At 66.1% G+C, this 17,617-nt stretch carries 16 protein-coding genes; 3 read left to right on the top strand and 13 right to left on the bottom strand.

Translation table 11 applies throughout. The annotated features are described in order from the left end of the window. Positions 1–20: 20 nt before the first annotated feature. Entirely contained in the window at positions 21–2,213 is a 2,193-nt protein-coding gene (locus D578_RS0107925) for a bifunctional (p)ppGpp synthetase/guanosine-3',5'-bis(diphosphate) 3'-pyrophosphohydrolase (RefSeq protein WP_018949438.1), read from the top strand. 853 nt (positions 2,214–3,066) lie between these two features. Beyond that, complete coding sequence (locus D578_RS0107920) at positions 3,067–3,357, top strand: GIY-YIG nuclease family protein (RefSeq protein ID WP_018949437.1); 291 nt, start codon at positions 3,067–3,069, stop codon at positions 3,355–3,357. Positions 3,358–3,614: 257 nt separating this feature from the next. Here the strand turns inward: D578_RS0107920 and D578_RS0107915 are convergent, their stop codons facing one another. The 7 genes from D578_RS0107915 to D578_RS0107885 form a co-directional block, all read right to left on the bottom strand. Continuing rightward, on the bottom strand, positions 3,615–3,998 hold the full coding sequence (locus D578_RS0107915; protein WP_018949436.1) for a flagellar protein FliT: 384 nt from the start codon (positions 3,996–3,998) through the stop codon (positions 3,615–3,617). A gap of 41 nt (positions 3,999–4,039) precedes the next feature. After that, entirely contained in the window at positions 4,040–4,453 is a 414-nt protein-coding gene (fliS, locus tag D578_RS0107910) for a flagellar export chaperone FliS (protein WP_018949435.1), read from the bottom strand. 39 nt (positions 4,454–4,492) lie between these two features. Next, on the bottom strand, positions 4,493–5,854 hold the full coding sequence (gene fliD, locus D578_RS0107905; protein ID WP_018949434.1) for a flagellar filament capping protein FliD: 1,362 nt from the start codon (positions 5,852–5,854) through the stop codon (positions 4,493–4,495). Positions 5,855–6,330: 476 nt separating this feature from the next. Then, complete coding sequence (locus D578_RS16255; RefSeq protein ID WP_255349549.1) at positions 6,331–6,756, bottom strand: flagellar protein FlaG; 426 nt, start codon at positions 6,754–6,756, stop codon at positions 6,331–6,333. 76 nt (positions 6,757–6,832) lie between these two features. After that, positions 6,833–8,047 (bottom strand): flagellin, encoded by a 1,215-nt coding sequence (locus tag D578_RS0107895; RefSeq protein ID WP_018949432.1) that lies wholly within the window; start codon positions 8,045–8,047, stop codon positions 6,833–6,835. A 121-nt stretch (positions 8,048–8,168) separates the two neighbouring features. Continuing rightward, positions 8,169–10,163, bottom strand: coding sequence for a 6-hydroxymethylpterin diphosphokinase MptE-like protein (locus tag D578_RS0107890; protein ID WP_018949431.1), 1,995 nt, complete (start codon positions 10,161–10,163; stop codon positions 8,169–8,171). Positions 10,164–10,223: 60 nt separating this feature from the next. Continuing rightward, a complete protein-coding gene (locus D578_RS0107885; protein WP_018949430.1) occupies positions 10,224–10,850 on the bottom strand; it encodes a YIP1 family protein in 627 nt (208 codons plus the stop codon). Positions 10,851–10,965: 115 nt separating this feature from the next. Between D578_RS0107885 and D578_RS0107880 the strand changes: the two genes are divergently transcribed. Beyond that, on the top strand, positions 10,966–11,175 hold the full coding sequence (locus tag D578_RS0107880; protein WP_018949429.1) for a hypothetical protein: 210 nt from the start codon (positions 10,966–10,968) through the stop codon (positions 11,173–11,175). 11 nt (positions 11,176–11,186) lie between these two features. Here D578_RS0107880 and cobS read toward each other — a convergent pair whose 3' ends face one another. The 6 genes from cobS to cobD form a co-directional block, all read right to left on the bottom strand. Then, positions 11,187–11,960, bottom strand: a complete 774-nt coding sequence (gene cobS, locus D578_RS0107875; protein ID WP_018949428.1) for an adenosylcobinamide-GDP ribazoletransferase — start codon at positions 11,958–11,960, stop codon at positions 11,187–11,189. A gap of 220 nt (positions 11,961–12,180) precedes the next feature. After that, entirely contained in the window at positions 12,181–12,747 is a 567-nt protein-coding gene (locus D578_RS0107870) for a histidine phosphatase family protein (RefSeq protein ID WP_018949427.1), read from the bottom strand. Then, on the bottom strand, positions 12,744–13,805 hold the full coding sequence (gene cobT, locus D578_RS0107865; protein WP_018949426.1) for a nicotinate-nucleotide--dimethylbenzimidazole phosphoribosyltransferase: 1,062 nt from the start codon (positions 13,803–13,805) through the stop codon (positions 12,744–12,746). The genes D578_RS0107870 and cobT overlap by 4 nt, the downstream gene beginning before the upstream one ends. Before the next feature lie 793 nt (positions 13,806–14,598). Beyond that, complete coding sequence (cobU, locus tag D578_RS0107860) at positions 14,599–15,120, bottom strand: bifunctional adenosylcobinamide kinase/adenosylcobinamide-phosphate guanylyltransferase (protein WP_018949425.1); 522 nt, start codon at positions 15,118–15,120, stop codon at positions 14,599–14,601. Then, entirely contained in the window at positions 15,117–16,601 is a 1,485-nt protein-coding gene (locus D578_RS0107855; RefSeq protein WP_018949424.1) for a cobyric acid synthase, read from the bottom strand. The genes cobU and D578_RS0107855 overlap by 4 nt, the downstream gene beginning before the upstream one ends. Then, complete coding sequence (cobD, locus tag D578_RS0107850) at positions 16,601–17,611, bottom strand: threonine-phosphate decarboxylase CobD (RefSeq protein WP_018949423.1); 1,011 nt, start codon at positions 17,609–17,611, stop codon at positions 16,601–16,603. Before cobD ends, D578_RS0107855 begins: the two co-directional genes overlap by 1 nt. Positions 17,612–17,617 lie beyond the last annotated feature (6 nt).

The raw sequence follows: 17,617 nt of genomic DNA, 5'->3' as shown, positions 1-17,617 counted from the left end.
CCGTTTCGACGATTGCCTTCATGCGCCATTCGCTGCTGACCAATACCGATCTGCAGGGGCTCGACCGCGACGCGTTACTGCGCCATTTCGCGGGCAGCCAGCCCCTGGACGACGCCACCGGCCTGCAGCTGGCCGAGGCACTGGATCGGGCGCTGGAGGCCGTCGATACCGCCGGTCTCGAATCGCATCCGCTGGACGTGGCGGAGATCCTGCGCCATCTCAACGTGGATCGGCAGACCCTGATCGCAACCCTGCTCGTGCCCGTTTATCTGGCGGATCTGCTCAAGCCGGCCGACCTCGAGCAGCGCTTCGGTGCCGCGGTGGCCCGGCTGACCACCAACGTTGCCGCGCTGGTCCGCCGCCGCTTCGAGGCCCCGGCCGGGCGTCCGGAACAGGCCGAACGCCTGCGCCGCATGCTGATGGCCATGGTGGACGACGTGCGTGCCGTGCTGATCAAGCTGGCGTTTCGCGTCCAGCATCTGCGCATGGTCGTCCGCGAGCCCGACGACGGCGCCCGCGTCCTCGCCCAGGAGACCCTCGACGTCATCGCGCCGCTGGCCAACCGTCTGGGGGTCGGCCAGCTCAAGTGGGAGATGGAAGACCTCGCCCTGCGCATCCTGGAACCGGAAACCTACCGCGACATCGCTGTTGGCCTGGAAGAAAACCGCACCGAAAGAGAAGCCTACGTCGAGGAGTTCGCCCGCACACTGAAGACGCGCCTGCAGGCGGACGGCATCGAGGCGCGGGTGTTCGGCCGGCCAAAGCACATCTACAGCATCTGGAAGAAGTTGCAGCGCAAGCGCATGGCCCTGTCCGAGCTGTACGACCTGCGTGCCACCCGCGTGATCGTCGACCAGCTGGCCACCTGCTACACCGTGCTCGGCATCGTGCACAACGACTGGCGCCACCTGCCCAGCGAGTTCGACGACTACATCGCCAACCCCAAGGACAACGGATACCAGTCGCTGCATACCGCCGTCCTCGGGCCCGAGGGCAAGGTCGTGGAGGTGCAGATCCGCACCCGCGAAATGGACGACTTCGCCGAACTCGGGGTCGCCGCGCATTGGCGCTACAAGGAAGGCGGGCGCGAGGATCAGGCCCTCAACCGCGCCATCAACAGCCTGCGGCTACTGCTTGAGGCCGCGGACAACTCCGACCAGAACCTGCTCGACGAGATCCAGAGCGAGCCGCTGCACCAGCGCGTATTCGTGCTCACCCCCCAGGGCGAGGTGCTGGACCTGTCCCAGGGTGCCACACCCCTGGATTTCGCCTACGCGGTGCATACCGAGGTTGGCCACCGCTGCCGCGGGGCCAAGGTCGACGGCCACATCGTCCCGCTCACCTACAAGCTGAAGTCCGGCGAGCGTGTGGAGATCCTGACCACCCGCGAAGGCGGGCCCAGCCGCGACTGGCTGAGCCCCGCGCTGGGATATCTCAATACCGCCCGCGCCCGCTCCAAGGTCCGCACCTGGTTCCGTCAGCAGCACCAGGACGAACATCTGGCGACCGGCAAGCACCTGTTCGATCGCGAATGCCAGCGCCTTGGCTGCGGCCAAAACCTCGACCGCCGCGCGCTGGCCGAGTCAATGAAGTATCAGACCTTCGACGAACTCCTGATTGCGCTGGGCGCGGGGGATGTCACCACCGCCCAGATCGCCGGACGCATCTCCCACCAGATGCGCGACGCCCGAACTGGCGAACAGCCGGCTGCCACCCCTGCGCCCCAGCGGCCGCGCCGCCACGAGGGCGACGCCAAACAGGACGACATCCGAATCCGGGGCGTCGGCGGGCTGCTGACCACTCGCGCCCAGTGCTGCAATCCGCAGACCGGGGATCCGATCATCGGCTTCATCACCCGCGGCGCCGGCGTCTCCGTGCACCGCAGCGACTGCGTAAACATCCTGCACATGCCGGAAGACAAGCGCGGCCGCCTGATCCCCGTCTCCTGGGGCGAAGAACCCGAACGCGAAGCCATCACCCTGGAGGTGGATGCCCACGACCGCCCCGGCCTGCTGGGCGAAGTCGGCAACGCCTTCTCCGAATGCGGCATCAACCTGCTGCGCGTGAATACCGAAACCAACCGCGAAGACCGCAGCGTCCGCATGGAACTGGAAGCCGAATTCAGCGACCTCGGCGAACTCAGCCACCTCTTCGACCGCCTCCAATCCCTCAGCAGCGTCCAAACCGTCCGCCGCCTACCCCCAAATCCCTGACCCCGTCTCCGTCGTCCCGACCCTCGCCTACCGACCCTGTCATCCCGGCCGCAACGCCCTCCTTCCCGTCCCCCGGCCGCACGCTGTAGCGCCGGCCGCGCACAACCCGCCCGCCATCCCGGCCGTAGCGCCACCCCTTCCCGTCATCCCGGCCGCGCCCCCCTTTACTGTCATCCCGGCCGTAGCGAAGCGAAGAGCCGGGATCTCCCACGCCGGACACGCCCCAACGCACGGGCACCCCACACCGCAGAGATCCCGGATAACCGCTCCGCGGTTTCCGGGATGACGCAATGTTGAGCGCGCGGGCCTTCGCACGTTCCGGCAACCCCGAACGCGTCGCCCAGGCGGCAACCAGTGACCGCCCCGCCACCTCGGCCCCAGCGTCCCCGTCATCCCGGCCGCAGCGAAGCGAAGAGCCGGGATCTCCCACGCCCGACCCGCCCCAACGCACGGGCACACCACACCGCAGAGATCCCGGATAACCGCTCCGCGGTTTCCGGGATGACGTCAGGGGTTAAGACGTACGCCTTTGCGCTTGTCACCAACGCCAGGCTCGTCGTCCTGACCACGGCGCCACCCCTTCCCGTCATCCCGGCCGCGCCCCCCTTTACTGTCATCCCGGCCGTAGCGAAGCGGAGAGCCGGGATCTCCCACGCCGGAGACGCCCCAACGCTCGGGCACGCCACACCGAAGAGATCCCGGATAACCGCTCCGCAGTTTCCGGGATGACGAGTAGGAGTCAGAGGGATGTCTTGCGCGTTCGGCAACTCAAAAGCTTCCGAAACACGGTAACCGAGCGACCACCGCCACACCCATGGCAAACTCAACACCTGGCCTCGCAAGGACGCGAACCATGGAAAAGCACCCGGCGGTCTACATCCTGACCAACAGGCGAGAAGGCACCCTGTACACCGGCGTCACCAGCAACCTCCCCAGCCGCATCGCCCAGCACCGCGACGACCTCGTGCCCGGCTTTACCCGCCGCTACAAGCTCCACCGCCTCGTCTGGTTCGAGCAACACGACTCCATGGACGAAGCCATCCGCCGCGAAAAGCAGATCAAACGCTGGCGACGCTCGTGGAAGATCGATCTTATCGAGACAGAAAACCCCACCTGGCGAGACCTCTACGACGTTCTCTTCTAGCCGATTCGCGCAGGGGCAGGCTGGAAAACAGCGGCGCACCCGTGTTCGCCATCCTGATCACGGCGCCCGCCCAACCCGTCATCCCGGCCGTAGCGCAGCGGAGAGCCGGGATCTGCAACGTCGGATATCGCCCAACGGTCGGGTGGGCCTGGCCGCGGAGATCCCGGATAACCGCGTTGCGGTTTCCGGGATGACGGGAGGGGTGGTGTTCGGGCTTTGGGGGGAATCGAAAAGCGCCGACCGGTTACAAAGCCCCGTCAGTCGACCGAGTGGCCCGGCCCGGCCTGCATGGAATGCCGGCGGGTCGTCTCGTAGGCGTTGGTGCCCTTGCGGCCGGACTTCAGCTCGCGGATCTGCTGTGCGACCTCAGCCCGTCGTTGCGACAGGTCCTGTACGGAGGTCTCGTAGAAGCGCGCCAAGTCCTCCAGGGCCGCGCGCAGGGCCGCCCCGGAGTCATCACGCAGCGGCACCGGATCGGCCCCGAAGGCTCGTTCCACCAGGGACTTCGCCTGTCGGTCCAGCTCCTGCAGTTCTTCCCAGTCTTCCTCCCCCACGGCTCGCACCATGTGGGCTCGAATCGCCTCCACCGAATCCTCCAGTGTGGCCGCCATCTCCCGCATATCGATGCCGTTCATGATCATCGGGTGCCTTTGGACTTGGCGAGAGAGACCATCAAGGAATTTCAGCTCGCGCGGGCGGCGCGCTGTTCAGACGGGATCTCGTCCCACCCAGCCTTGATTTGGCGCAGCAGCCCTGTAACCTCGTCCAGTGCCGCCGGATCGTTTTTCGCGTTCGCCTCCAGCAGGCGGCGAGACATGTATTCGTACAGTACATCCAGCCGCCCCGCGAGTTCGGGATTCTTGTCGTGGTCCAGTAGCGCCCGCAGGGACTCGACGATGTCGATCGCCTTGCCGATCTTTTCGCCCTTCAGGCCCACGTTACCCTGCTGCACCGCACCCTTGGCCACGGCAATCCGCTCCAGCGCGCCCTCGAAGAGCATCTGGATCAGCCGGTACGGGTCCGCCACCTGGGCCTCGGCCAGCGCGCCCGACTGACGGTACTGGTTCACAGCTCGATTCATGCCCGGTCCGTACATACGTTCTTCTCCGTTACCTGTTCGCCCAATACGGGGCGACTATCGACGAGAATTGTTCTGGGCCAGCGGCATGTTCGCCAATTGTCCCATGAGAAAATCACTGGTCCCCTGCAACTGTGCAACGGTGCTGTCCATGCGTCCGAACTGGCGTACCAGCCGCGATTCCAATTGCTCCAGGCGCACATTCAGATCCACGCGCTGTTGACTAAGCCGCTCCAGATCGTTCTGCAGGCCTTCGGTGCGCACGCCAATCAGACCATCGGGGCCGGTGAAGCTGCTGGTCACACTCTCCATGCGCTCGCCGATCTCCCGGACCACCGCCGTGACGTTGTCGAAACCGTCGTTCTCCAGAGCTTGGTTGAACCGGTCACTGTCGAAACCGAGCGTACCGTCGCGGTTCGACACCACCCCCAGCGATGCGAGGGTACGCGCATTCACATCCGGGATTTGCGCCGGCTCCACCAGGGCGTTCCCCAACCGGCTCCGGATGCCGCGCACCGTGCTGTCACCGGTTAGCACCGAGGCCTGCTGCTCCTCGGCGTTGTAGGCCGTCAGGTTGCTTGTCTGCCCGATCAAGCCATTGTAGGCCTCGACAAAGCCCTCGAGCGCACGCTGCAACGCACCCTGATCCTCGCTGACCGAGACCGTCACCGGGGAGTCGGAAGTGCCCCGAAGCTCGATCGACAGCCCCTCGACCGTGTCCTCTAGGGTATTCGTCGTGCTGGTTACCGTCAGGCCGTTGATCACCGCCTCGGCATCCTGTGCAGCCCGGGTCTGCACAAGGTTGGCTCCATCCAGACGTGCAAGCCCGCTACCCGCGGGATCCTCAGTCGCAGTGACGTTAATGGTATTGGCCTCACCGGTCGTGTTCGCCGTCAGCACCAGGCGCGCACCATCCCCGTCATTCACGATCGAGGCCGTGACGCCGCCCTCCGCGTCGTTGATCGCATTACGCACGTCGCGCAGCGTGTCACCTTCCTGGACGTTGACCGTGAACGCATCGCCATCGCCCACCTGAATTGCGAGCTGCCCAGCTCCCACCGCGGCGTCCGGATCCGCGAAGTCACCCGGGGCGGAGGCTAGGGCTTGCGCCTGCGCAAGCTGTTTTACCTCCAGCGAGAAATTCCCGTTCGCGGCCGTGCCATCCGCGGTAACCCGGGCCACATCGCGATTGGAGACCGACGCATTCTGCGACAACTCGAACTCGGAAAGCTGCGAGAGCGTTCCCTTGACCTGATCAATGGCACTCGTCAAGTTCCCGTAGGCAGAGATCTGCGCTTCAAGCCGCTGTTCCCGCTGGTTGAAACGGGTCTCTTTGGGCACCCGTTCGGCATTCACCAGATCGTTGACGATTTGGTTAAGATCCAGACCGGAGCCGATCCCCAGTGAACTAATGGCCATGATGACTTTGCTCCTCGGCGTTCGACGTCTCGAACCGTTTGCACGTGCGTTATATCCCTTTACGACAGACTAGCCGAAATCTTGAGTCCACCACAGAAAATACCGCTCAAAACCGCCCTTCAGTCCCGACCCTCCGCGGCCCAGGCTGACCCCGTCCTTGCACGCGCAGCGAAGCGATCTCCAACACCTGACACCAATCCGGAAATCCTTCGGAACACCATCATCCCGAAAACTGCGCAGCAGGAATACGGATCTCCAACGTAACTGGTGCCCCTTTCGCATGCGCACTTCCAGCAGCGGGAGATCCCGGCTCTCGGCTTCGCTGCGGTCGGGATTACGTGAACAGCGGGGCTGTGGCCGATATGGTTTGAAGCTCCCACTTCGGTGGCGTTCCCACAACGAAAAAAAAGCCGGACCCATTCCCGGATCCGGCTCAATGAAACATACCGCGTTGAGGTGCAGTCTCGATAGAGCCCTCAGGCCTTGTCCGCCAGCCCCGTCCCGCCGAGCTCCTGCTCGGTCTGGAACTGTTCCACCAGGGCCAGCACGGCCTCCGGCGGGATCTGACGGATCACCTGTTCGCGTTCTCCGTCCATCACCGTAATCACCGTGCGGCCGCTGCTTTCGTCCACGCTGAACTCCAGCGCCCGCTTGGTGGATTGCAGGTAGGAATTGATCGACTCGACCACCTGATTCACCTCGGCCATGTCCATGGCCTCGATCGCCGGTCCGGTGGCACCAGGAGCCGTTGATTCCGAACTACTGTCCGAACGAACTACGGCCTCGGGCCGTCCCTCGCCACGAACAAGACCCGCGCCGGGACCGGGCGCCTTCGCCCCCTCGCCCCCGCGCGGGTTCACTGCAACCAGCGGTGATGTGATACTGCCGATTCCATCACTCATATCGCTGTCCTCTTCAGAAGAGGTGGATGGCAACCTCGCCATCCACCTTCAACCACAGAAGCCCGAGTGATCGAGCTTACTGCAGCAGGGCCAGCACGTTCTGCGGAACGGCGTTGGCCTGCGAAAGCACCGAGGTACCCGCCTGCTGCAGGATCTGCGCCCGCGTCAGTTCCGCCGTCTCGGCCGCAAAATCCGCGTCCTGAATCCGCGAACGCGCCGCCGACAGGTTTTCCGACGAAATCTCCAGGTTGGCGATGGTGTTCTCGAACCGCACCTGGACCGCGCCCAGCTCGGCCCGCAGGCTACTGATCTGCGTCAGCGCCCCATCCATGGTGGAAATCGTCTGGAAGGCCTCTTCGCGGGTGCTGACACCCACTTCCGTCAGGTTCACCTGCGTACTGTCGGCAGCGTCAGCAAACAAGGTCACACCACCGCCAATGTCATCACCATCCGCGTCTTCAATTGTCCCGCCGGAGACATTGAACTCGGCGTCGAACGCGCCGTTGATCACGATCCCGGTGTTGCCGTCATTATCCACCCGGAGGGCCGCGGTCAAGCGCGCGTCGGAGACCTCCTGGTCATCGGAACCTGCGCTCTGGATTGCGCTGTTGATCTCGCGCACCGCGTCCTCGAGCGACGTGACTCCGGAGAGATCCACGTCGATTTGCGCCGTCGCGGCACTGGCTACGTTGATGGTGATATCGCCCCCAGAAGCAGCAAATTGAATGCCGTCGTTAATCTGCGTTTGAGTAAGCGAGCCCGAGGACATCTGCTCGGCAGCCCCCAGTTCGGACGAGAGGGCGTTCACGCCACTCACTGCGATCATCTGGCCCTGGTTCGCACCCACCTGGAAAAACAGGTCATCCAAACTGCCGTCCAGCACCCGCTGACCATTGAATTCGGTCTCGTTGGCCACACGACCGACTTCCGCAATCAACTGCTGCACCTCGTCATTCAGCGCCTGACGGTCGGACGGGGAGTTCGAATCGTTCGCTGCCTGCACCGACAGCTCGCGCGCGCGCTGCAACGCATCGCCGATCGTCCCCAGGGCACCCTCGGCCGTCTGGGAGAAAGAGATCCCGTCGTTCGCATTGCGAACCGCCTGATTCAGACCGCGAATCTGGGTGGTAAAGCGCTCGGAGATCGCCAGCCCCGCCGCGTCATCCTTCGCACTGTTGATCCGCAAACCCGTCGACAGCCGCTCCAGCGACGTCTGCAGGGCACCCTGGGAGTTATTCAGATTGCGCTGGGCATTCAGCGACAAGATGTTGGTGTTAATTACCTGGGACATGGTCATTCTCCTGAGCTATGCTGACGCCACCCTTCGGGCGGCTCTTTCGGCGGTACTCGTCCGCTCTCAGGGCCTTTAACGACCGTCCGCACGCTTCCTTTAGTCCTGCACTAGAATTTTTTCACCGATTGTCCGGTTTCGCTTCTGCCGACCCTGGGTCGCAATGCTCGCGCATGTACTGTTCCGCAATCTCCGGCCATTCGAGCGAAGCCGCCAGTTCAAGCAGACGCGCCCGTCCCTCCCGGTACAGGTCGGCCTGCGCTGCACCCGGCGCGCGCAGCATCAGTTGATACCAGCGCAACAGGACGTGCCCCATGAGACTGGCAAACACCTCGAGGCGACGGTCTTCCGGATCCCTCCGCGCAACGGGACCTGAGACCTCCCACCAGTACCGGTCCAGGGCCCCCACGAAGCGGGTCCAGTCGAGCGTGTCCGGAAATTCCTGCAACGGCTCGCACAACCGAACGAGCAATTCGCGCGGGCAGGTGGCGAACGGCCGAGGGGGCACATCGCTACCGAACGCTGCATGGATCTCAGCCAAGCGTTCGGCCACCCCGGTCACGGGTGGCGGCTCGATTTTTTCCGGATAGTCCGGTATTGCCCCCTCGATCAGGGCCCCGTGCGAGAGATTCCGTACCGGGATGTCGCAGCCGACAATTGCCCGTTCTGCCGATTGTCGCGCGTTGTTCAGATACGGCGTGCTCACCCAAGTGCGCTCGGATGCCGGATGGTTGGTCTTCACCAAAGGCGCCCCAGTATCTTCACCAGAAGCTCGGAAGTGGTGGTGAGTTCCCGAAGCATGGCTGCGATCCTCCTGCGGAAAGGCCAGGTCCAGCCCCACGAGATAAACTTCCGCCGCACCGAAACGCAGTGCCGCTGCAAGCGCCAGGTTGCCGGAGGTCGGGCCAGTGTGCTGCCACGAACAAGGAAACGATGCGACATTCGGTGTCGCCGAATCGGCGAAAAGCAGCGGCTTGCTGAAGCGAATGAGTAGATCCGGCGCCGCGTTGATCGAGGCAATTAATGGGACATCAGGATCCAGAGCCATTCGATCAAGCGAGGCATCCGAATATTCATAGTCCAGGCCACACTGAAAGTCCGGACGAATACCCGCGGCACGCAATGCCGAAACCGCGGATACCGCGCAAATGATCACCATCCGGCCGCGGTACCGCTTGAGCCATTCGATGGCATCGTCCAGCGATGGCCCGGCCCCTATCACCGTCACCGGGACCTCGCCAAGGCCCTGGCCGTCATCGCTCCAGACCGCCCGTCCATCCTGCAGATTCCGCACGGCGGAATCCATGCCGCGTAACTGACGATCCATCGGCAGATAGGTGTTTTTGCGGAAGTGCAGGCGTGCACGATCGGCAAACAAGGGGAATTCCAGAGCGTCGTAGCCCCGGAGCATTCGCACCCATACCTGGCTCGACACTGGGAAGGCCCCCGATACGGTCCCCAGAACCCGGTCCGTATCGGCCTCGCCCACGAACAGGTACAGGTGGCCCAGGCGTTCGTGCAGCGCGGCATAGTCGAGGAACAGGCAGGACAGCGCGAATCGTTCCGGATCGGGCTCCAGTAGCACCAGATCCTGTACCCGAGCCCGCGTCAGGTAATACTCGATGTGCAGGCCGGTGTTTAGGCCAAGAAAGAACACGAGCGGGGAGAACACCCGAGCCTTGTCCGACGCTGGTAGTGCAAAGCGTGTCTGCGCGCCCGTCTCCGAAATTTCCGGAACCAGCCCCTCCAGCTGGTCCACCCAGTCCTGCACGATCCGCTGATGTTGCGTCTCGATTGTTGCCGATATCCGGGTGCTGGTAAGTTGGTATTCCCACCAGCCGCCATGGTTGACCTCACCCAACTGGCTCGCAAACTCCGCCAGCTTTCCCGGCGGATGCAGCAACGTACCCGCCGTCTTGTCAGTCACCGCCATTAGCGCCGCGTCCGGCTCCACCTGAAAGCGGCCGATCCCAACGCGGGAAACGTATTGGGCCAGTTCGGGAAACTTCTTTTCCAGAAACGCCACGTTCCGCCGATGCTGCCGCTTGAGGATTTGCGCGCGCTTGTGCGGCTTGGCCGCCCGTAACTCCCTAACGATCTTGGGCTCCACTGCCATAAAACACGTCCCGTTTTTCGTGGCCCCGATTGTACGTCACCAAACGCGGACGGAGCCGTCTCAGATCAGCCAGGTGGTCCCTATACGGTGCTCGGGCGTGGCGCCGGGGATCATGTCCATCAGGAGCCAGCCGAAGATCAGGGTGATGAAGGCGCCGCAGAAGATCGTGGCCACGAACAGGCCGATGCGGTTACCGCGACGCAGGCCGATGATCTCGCGCAGGGACCAGTAGATCAGCCAGAGGGAGTAAAGGACCAGCAGCAACGCGATGCCGTTGCCCCAGGGCCAGGGGAACGCCGCGACCACCTTGCCGACCCAGGCAGGCAGCAGCCCTACGGAAACCGCCAGCATCGCCCGGTCCGGGTGCGAGTAGCCCTGGAACAGATCGGTCAGGTAGTGCGCGGACCAGGCCATCCCCAGCACCCCGATGCTCATCGCCAGCACGCTGTAGACGCCGAAACCCCAGGCGCCCGGCATCGCCTCCGGCGGCAGGCCGGTCGGAATTACCTGGTAAAGCCACTGACTGGCGATCACGCTCACCAGCAGCACCGGCAATGCCAGGCCCAGGAACGTCTGCCACCACGGCGGGGCCGGCTCGATTGCTTGCGCATCGCGCACCGCCCCTAGCGGGTTCACGAGCGCGCGCAGGGTCAGGCGGGCCGGATCGAATCTCACGGGAACGGTCATGACCAAAGTATGTGGCAATTACGTGACCATTCGATGACAGGTTTTGCTAACTTCGGATATGCATCATCTGACCCTGAACGCGGGAGGCTCTACATCGGCTCGATTGACGATTCGTTTGCCGGACGACAAGTACGAACGGCTGAAGGCGTTGGCCCGCGAACGCGGGACCACCGTGAACCGCCTTGTCGACGAAATGGCCACGCTGATGATTGCGGAGCACGATGCGGAGACCCGTTTCCGGGTGCGCGCCCAGCGTGGTCAGGGTCGGGAACAGGAAGGTCTGGCGCTGCTGGACAAGGCGACGGGGAACACCTCGCCTCATTGAGCGGCAGCTCCCTAATGCAGGGCGAGCACTAGCGCCATGACGGTAATCGCCATCACTTCCACCAGTTCCAGGGCGGCGCCGGCGGTATCGCCGGTGAAACCGCCGAGCCAGCGGCGCAGGAAGGTGGCGATGGCGAATACCAACGCCAGCGCAACGGCGAGGCCCAGGATCAGGCCCCAAACGCCGGTGACCAGCGCCAGTAGCAGCATCAGCACGCCGGTGGCCACCAGCACCATCTGGGCGGGGCTTCGTGGCAGGTGTGCGGCCATCTCGGCGCCTAGCCCGTGCTCCCTTACATAGGGCACCAGCAGGAACAGCCCGGTGAGCGCCGCGCGCCCCAGCACGATGGCGACCAGCAACGCGATCCAGGCACCCGTCTCCACCACGGTTACGACGGCTGCGAACTTGATCAGCAGCACCAGGATCAGCGCTGCCACTGCCATCGGGCCACTGGTCGGGTCCTTCATGATGGCCTGGGCGCGTTCCGGGTCCTGATGGCTGCCGACCCAGGCATCCACCGTGTCCGCCAGCCCGTCCAGGTGCAGCGCGCCGGTCAGGCCAACCCATAACGCGAGCACCAGTGCCGCGACCAGTAGCGTCGGCGCGCCGGGTATGGCCGCCAGCGCAATACCGACCAGTACCACGACCAGGCCCAGGATCAGACCGACCAGCGGATAAGCCAGCACCGAACGCCCCAGGTCGGCCGGCTGCGGGTCGAGCGCGGGAGTCGGCAGGCGGGTGAGGAACTGGAGGGCCAGCCAGAAGGGTGTCAACACGACGCTCATGTGGGTGCCTGGCCGGATTGTGGCGGGAGGTATTCGCGGCCAGGGCCGCTCCCACAGGGGGCTAGGCCACCGAGGGTTCTCGGCATTCCTGTGGGAGCGGCCTTGGCCGCGAAGCCCCTGCCCGCGCCAGACTTTGGCAGGGGCTTCGCGTGCAAGCACGCTCCCACAAAAGCCCTCACAAGGGCGCCCACAGGGCCTTGGCCCACCAAGGGCAGGAGATTCATGGATAGGGCTGCCATGGTTCGACAATATGCAGGGAGGCGAGCGGGACGTCGATGCCGAGGAGCTTCTCCAGCGGCCAGCCCTCCTGCAGGGCCCGGAGCAGGCGGATGACGCCGCCATGGGCGATTACGAGCACCCGGTCGCCTTCGTCGGGCGCCAGGTCGTTCCAGCCGGCGACAACGCGCTCGCGAAAAGCCTGGAGCGACTCGCCGTTGGGGGGTGGGTGATTCACCGGGTCCTGCCAAAAACGGCCCAGTGCATCGGCATCCGTCTCCATCAGCGCCGCCGCCGTGCGGCCTTCCCAGTCGCCGAAGTCGAGTTCGGCCAGGCGTTCGTCGACGGCGAGGGGTACCCCCGCCTCCTCGGCAAACACCTGTGCCGGGGCGCGACAACGTGTCAACGGCGAGCAGACGATGCGATCCCAGGCAGCGTCTCGACCCATCGCCGCGCGCATAGCGCCCCAACCGGCCTCGGTCAGCGGGACATCGCTGCCCCGGCCGCAGAACCCCTGGCCGGTGGTCTCGCCGTGGCGCAACAGGCCGATGCGGGTGGGGCCGGCGCTCACGCATCCTCTCCGCTGACGCCCGCCTCGGCGAAGGTGGCCATGCCGGAGTGCAGCTCGCAGGCCACGCGTAGCAGGGGCACGGCCGTGGCCGCCCCGCTCCCCTCGCCCAGGCGCATGCCGAGATCAAGCAGGGGCTCGGCCTCCAGCGCCGCCAGCAGGCGCTGATGGCCCGGCTCCGCCGAGGTATGTGCGTAGAAGAACCAGTCCGCCGTGCCCGGACACAGGCGCTCGGCCACCAGCGCCGCCGAGGTGCTGATGAAGCCGTCCACCAGCACCGGCAGGCCGATCTGCGCGGCCGCGATATACGCCCCGGCCAGCCCCGCGATCTCGAAGCCGCCCAGGCAGCGCAAGCTGCCCAGCGCGTCGCCCCGCACCTCGCCGTGGGTTTGCAGGGCCTGTTCGATTACCTCAGCCTTGTGCCGCACCCCATTCGCGTCCAGCCCCGTGCCGGGGCCGGCCAGATCGACAGGCGGCAGATCCAGCAGGGAGCAGGCGAGCGCGGCGGCGGCGGTCGTGTTGCCGATCCCCATCTCGCCGCCGACGAACAGCTGGGCCCCGCTGCGCCGGGCGCGTTCCGCGCACTGGCGCCCGGCGTTCAGGGCGCGTTCCAGCTGCGCTGGCGTCATGGCCGGCTCGCGTGCGAGGTTCGCGGTGCCGGGGCCCAGGTTCAGTTGCTGCACACCGCTGACGGCGGGCGGCTCGGCGACCGTGCCCAGGTTGATCACCTCGATGGAGGCGCCCAGGTGCCGCGCCAGCACGGAGATCGCCGCCCCGCCCGTGGCGAAGTTCGCGACCATTTGGGCGGTCACGGCCTGCGGAAAGCGAGAGATGCCCTCGGCCACCACGCCGTGATCGCCGGCGAACACCGCGATGTGCACCTTCTCCAGGCTGGGCTTTTCCACGCCCTGCATGCCAGCCAGGCGCTCGGCAATCGCCTCCAGTTGCCCGAGTGAACCCGGAGGCTTGGTCAGCTGGGCCTGCCGCTCGGCGGCCGCTTTGCGCGCCTCGGCGTTGAGGGGCGCCGGCGGCACCTGCAGCCAGTCACAGTCTTCAGTCACTTGTTCGTCCTCGTTTGTCTCTCGTGCACGCTCTGCCACTTTCCTTCATCCCGGCCCATGACTCCTCGCCATCCCGACCGGCTACTTCCCGTCATCCCGGCCGCAGCGAAGCGGAGAGCCGGGATCTCCCACGCCGGGGATACCCCGACGTCTGCGCCATCCTCCAACGACGGAGATCCCGGATAACCGCTACGCGGTTTCCGGGATGACGACATTGGGGGGAACATCCGAACGTCTGGACCAGGAATCCTGGCCGCCCGCCCACATGACATCCCGGCCCATTACTCCTCGCGCTCCCGGCCGCCCACTGTCCGTCATCCCGGCCGCAGCGGAGCGGAGAGCCGGGATCTCCCACGCCGGGGATACCCCCCGACGTCCGTGCCACCTTCCAACGATGGAGATCCCGGATAACTGCTTCGCAGTTTCCGGGATGACGACGTTTGGGGGGGCATCCGAGCGTCTGGACCAGGGCTCCTACCCGCCACCCCAACTGTCATCCCGGTCCATGACTTCTCACGATCCCGGCCCCCACTTCCGGCCATCCCGGACGCCCACTGCCCGTCATCCCGGCCGCAGCGGAGCGGAGAGCCGGGATCTCCCCACGCCGGGGATACCCCCTGACGTCTGTGCCACCTTCCAACGACGGAGATCTCGGATAACCGCTTCGCGGTTTCCGGGATGACGAGGGTTGGGTGGCCGGGATGACGGTTGGGGCCGGAGTGCGGCGGTGATGACCGCCTGGCGGCGTGCTTGGATATGTGCCTGGAGGGCTGAATGCTTGTATGCCCGCCTGTCACAGGGGGTCCCCCTTCAGGACGTGCGGGAGGCCGGCGACGGTGAGGACGACGCGGTCCATCGTTGGGGCCAGGCGCTGGTGGAGCCAGCCGGCCTCGTCGGCGAAGCGGCGGGATAGCGCGTCCATCGGCGTAATGCCCATGCCGGTCTCGTTGGAGACGAACACGAGTGTGCCCGGCAGGCGGGGCACAGTCTCGATCAGGGCCTCGCGTTCGCGCTCGATCAGGGCGTCGTCCTCGGTGCACAGGAGTTGGGTCAGCCACAGGGTCAGGCAGTCAACCAGCAGGCACTGGTCGGGCCCGGCGGCCTGCTCCAGTGCCGCGGCCAGACCCGTGTCCACCTCGATCAAGCCCCAGCCCCCGGGCCGGTCGGCGCGGTGGCGCTCGATCCGGCGCGCCATCTCGGCGTCGTCCGCGCGCGCCGTCGCCACGTAGGTCACGGGCAGGCCGCTGGCCTCGGCCAGTTGTTCCGCCAGCCGGCTCTTGCCCGAGCGTACCCCACCCAGTACCAGTGTCTTCATGCGACCGGCCCCTCCCGCTCGGTTTCCAGCAGCCCCAGAATCCGGTCCATATCGAGATGTTGCTCGAGGGTGTCGGCGAGGCGTTCCAGGCCGCGTTCACGCGCGGTGGCCAGGTCTTCCCCGGTCTCCATCCCGCTGCGCATTCCCGCCCAGTGCAGCAGGGCCTCGGCGGCGTCCGATATATCGAACACCCCGTGGACATAAGTACCAGCCACCGCGTCATCCTCACTACGCGCACCATCCGGACCGTGCTCCAGCTGCAGCAGTGGCCGCTCCAGGCCCGGCCCGGTCGTCACGCCCGCATGGATCTCGTAGCCCTCTACACGGGCCTCCCGATCCAGCACGCGGTCTCCGCGAACCCGCTCCAGGTGCTTCTCGGGCGCGAGCCGGGTTTCGAACTCCAGCCAGCCCAGCCCCGGCGTAGTGCCCAGCTGGCCCTCGACGCCATCGGGATCGTGCACGGCGTGGCCCAGCATCTGGAACCCGCCGCAGATCCCCAGCACCTTGCCGCCATAGCGCACGTGGCGCTGCAACGCGGCTTCCCAGCCCTGCTCGCGCAGCCAGGCGAGATCGGCGCGCACGGACTTCGAGCCCGGCAGGATGACCAGATCGGCGGGCTGCAACGCCTCGCCCGGTCCGACAAAGCGCAGATCCACCGCAGGGTGCAGGCGCAGCGGATCGAAATCCGTGTGGTTGGACATACGCGGCAACGCCGGCACGACGACTTTCAGCGCATCTGCGGCCTTCTCCGGCATCGCCTCGCGCGGCAGGGCATCCTCGGCATCCAGATAAAGCCCGTGCAGGTACGGAATCACGCCGAGTACCGGCTTGCCGGTCTCCTGTTCCAGCCAGTCCAGCCCGGGTTGCAGCAAGCCGACATCCCCGCGAAAACGATTGATCACGAAACCCTGTACCCGCGCGCGCTCCGTCTCGCTCAACAGGGCCAGCGTACCCACCAGATGCGCGAACACCCCGCCCCGGTCGATATCCGCCACCAGGATCACCGGGCAATCCACCGCCTCGGCAAAACCCATGTTGGCGATATCGCCCGCGCGCAGGTTGATCTCCGCCGGCGATCCGGCGCCCTCCACCAGCACATGGGCGTACTGCGCCGTCAGCCGCCGATGCGACGCCAGCACCGCCTCGCGCGCTACCGGCTTGTAGTCGTGGTAGGCCCGGGCATCCAGCTCCGCCGCCGGCCGGCCGTGGATGATGACCTGCGCCCCCTGGTCCGAGCTAGGTTTGAGCAGCACGGGGTTCATGTCCGTGTGCGGCTCCAGGCCACAGGCCGCGGCCTGCAGGGCCTGGGCACGCCCGATCTCGCCACCGTCGGCCGTGACGGCGCTGTTCAGCGCCATGTTCTGCGGCTTGAACGGCACCACGGACAATCCGCGCCGGTACAGCACCCGCGCCAGACCCGCCACCAGCACGCTCTTGCCGGCATCCGAGGTCGTGCCCTGCACCATCAGCGACGTGCCCATCAGGATGATGCCCCCAGCGCCTGCTCCAGGCACTTCCATTCGTGCTCTTGCCCCGGCAGGCCAAAACGCAGGCTGCCCGGTTGATCAAATCGTCGGACCAGGATGCCCTGCGCGCCCAGGCGGTCCTGCCAGCCCGCGGGATCGGCCACGCGGCACCACTGGAACAACGCGGTTCCGCCGGCGGGTTCCAGTCCGCGGGCGCGCAGCAAGTTTTCAAGGCGCTGTCCTCGGGCCCGCAGCATGCGCCGCGTCTCCGCCTGCCAGGCCAGGTCCGCCAGGGCCCGAGCCGCGATCCAGCGCGACGGCCCGGACAGGCTCCACGGCCCCAGCCGGGCGGCCAGCCGCGCCCGCAGTTCCTCGCCCGCAATGACAAACCCCACGCGCGCTCCGGCCAGCCCGAAGAACTTGCCCAGCGAGCGCAGCACCACCAGGCCCTCGCGCGGCGCGTCCTTCGCCAGGCTTGCCTCGGGTGTAACGTCCATGAACGCCTCGTCCACGATCAGCCAGCCGCCGCGGGCGGCCAGGGTCGCGTGCCACGCCAGCAGGTCCGCCCGGTCGAACCGCTGCCCGGTCGGGTTGTTGGGGTTGACCAGCACCAGCACATCGAGGCCGGGCAATGCGGCCTCGATCGAATCCCCATCCAGCGGGACGACGTCGTGCCCGGCCTCGCGCCAGGCGCGGGCATGCTCGTTGTAGCTGGGCTCGAGGATACCCACGCGCGCCGTGCCTTCCCGTAGCGCCGGCAGCAACTGGATCGCAGCCTGGGAGCCGGCCACTGGCAACAGCGCCCCGGTCCCGTAATAGTTGGCGGCCGCCGCCTCCAGGCCGTCATCCGGTTCCGGCAGGCGCGCCCAGACCGCTGGCGGGACCTCGCCCGCGGGATAGCCATGCGGGTTGATGCCCGTAGAGAGATCCAGCCAGTCGGCCTCGGGGATGCCGTAGCGCACCGCCGCCTGGCGGATCCCACCCCCGTGCACCTGGATCAGCGCTTTCGGGGCCGGCGTCTGCATCGATTG

The organism is Thioalkalivibrio sp. ALMg11, from assembly GCF_000377905.1.
GTDB lineage: Bacteria > Pseudomonadota > Gammaproteobacteria > Ectothiorhodospirales > Ectothiorhodospiraceae > Thioalkalivibrio.
The sequence above is the reverse complement of the archived record's forward strand: the minus strand, read 5'-3'. Positions and strand labels throughout refer to the sequence as shown.

Coding starts and splice junctions, on each gene's coding strand:
- D578_RS0107925 (WP_018949438.1), top strand. CDS start 21: ATGCGCCATTCGCTGCTGACCAATACCGATCTGCAGGGGCTCGACCGC.
- D578_RS0107920 (WP_018949437.1), top strand. CDS start 3,067: ATGGAAAAGCACCCGGCGGTCTACATCCTGACCAACAGGCGAGAAGGC.
- D578_RS0107915 (WP_018949436.1), bottom strand. CDS start 3,998: ATGATCATGAACGGCATCGATATGCGGGAGATGGCGGCCACACTGGAG.
- fliS (WP_018949435.1), bottom strand. CDS start 4,453: ATGTACGGACCGGGCATGAATCGAGCTGTGAACCAGTACCGTCAGTCG.
- fliD (WP_018949434.1), bottom strand. CDS start 5,854: ATGGCCATTAGTTCACTGGGGATCGGCTCCGGTCTGGATCTTAACCAA.
- D578_RS16255 (WP_255349549.1), bottom strand. CDS start 6,756: ATGAGTGATGGAATCGGCAGTATCACATCACCGCTGGTTGCAGTGAAC.
- D578_RS0107895 (WP_018949432.1), bottom strand. CDS start 8,047: ATGTCCCAGGTAATTAACACCAACATCTTGTCGCTGAATGCCCAGCGC.
- D578_RS0107890 (WP_018949431.1), bottom strand. CDS start 10,163: ATGGCAGTGGAGCCCAAGATCGTTAGGGAGTTACGGGCGGCCAAGCCG.
- D578_RS0107885 (WP_018949430.1), bottom strand. CDS start 10,850: ATGACCGTTCCCGTGAGATTCGATCCGGCCCGCCTGACCCTGCGCGCG.
- cobS (WP_018949428.1), bottom strand. CDS start 11,960: ATGAGCGTCGTGTTGACACCCTTCTGGCTGGCCCTCCAGTTCCTCACC.
- cobU (WP_018949425.1), bottom strand. CDS start 15,120: ATGAAGACACTGGTACTGGGTGGGGTACGCTCGGGCAAGAGCCGGCTG.
- D578_RS0107855 (WP_018949424.1), bottom strand. CDS start 16,601: ATGGGCACGTCGCTGATGGTGCAGGGCACGACCTCGGATGCCGGCAAG.
- cobD (WP_018949423.1), bottom strand. CDS start 17,611: ATGCAGACGCCGGCCCCGAAAGCGCTGATCCAGGTGCACGGGGGTGGG.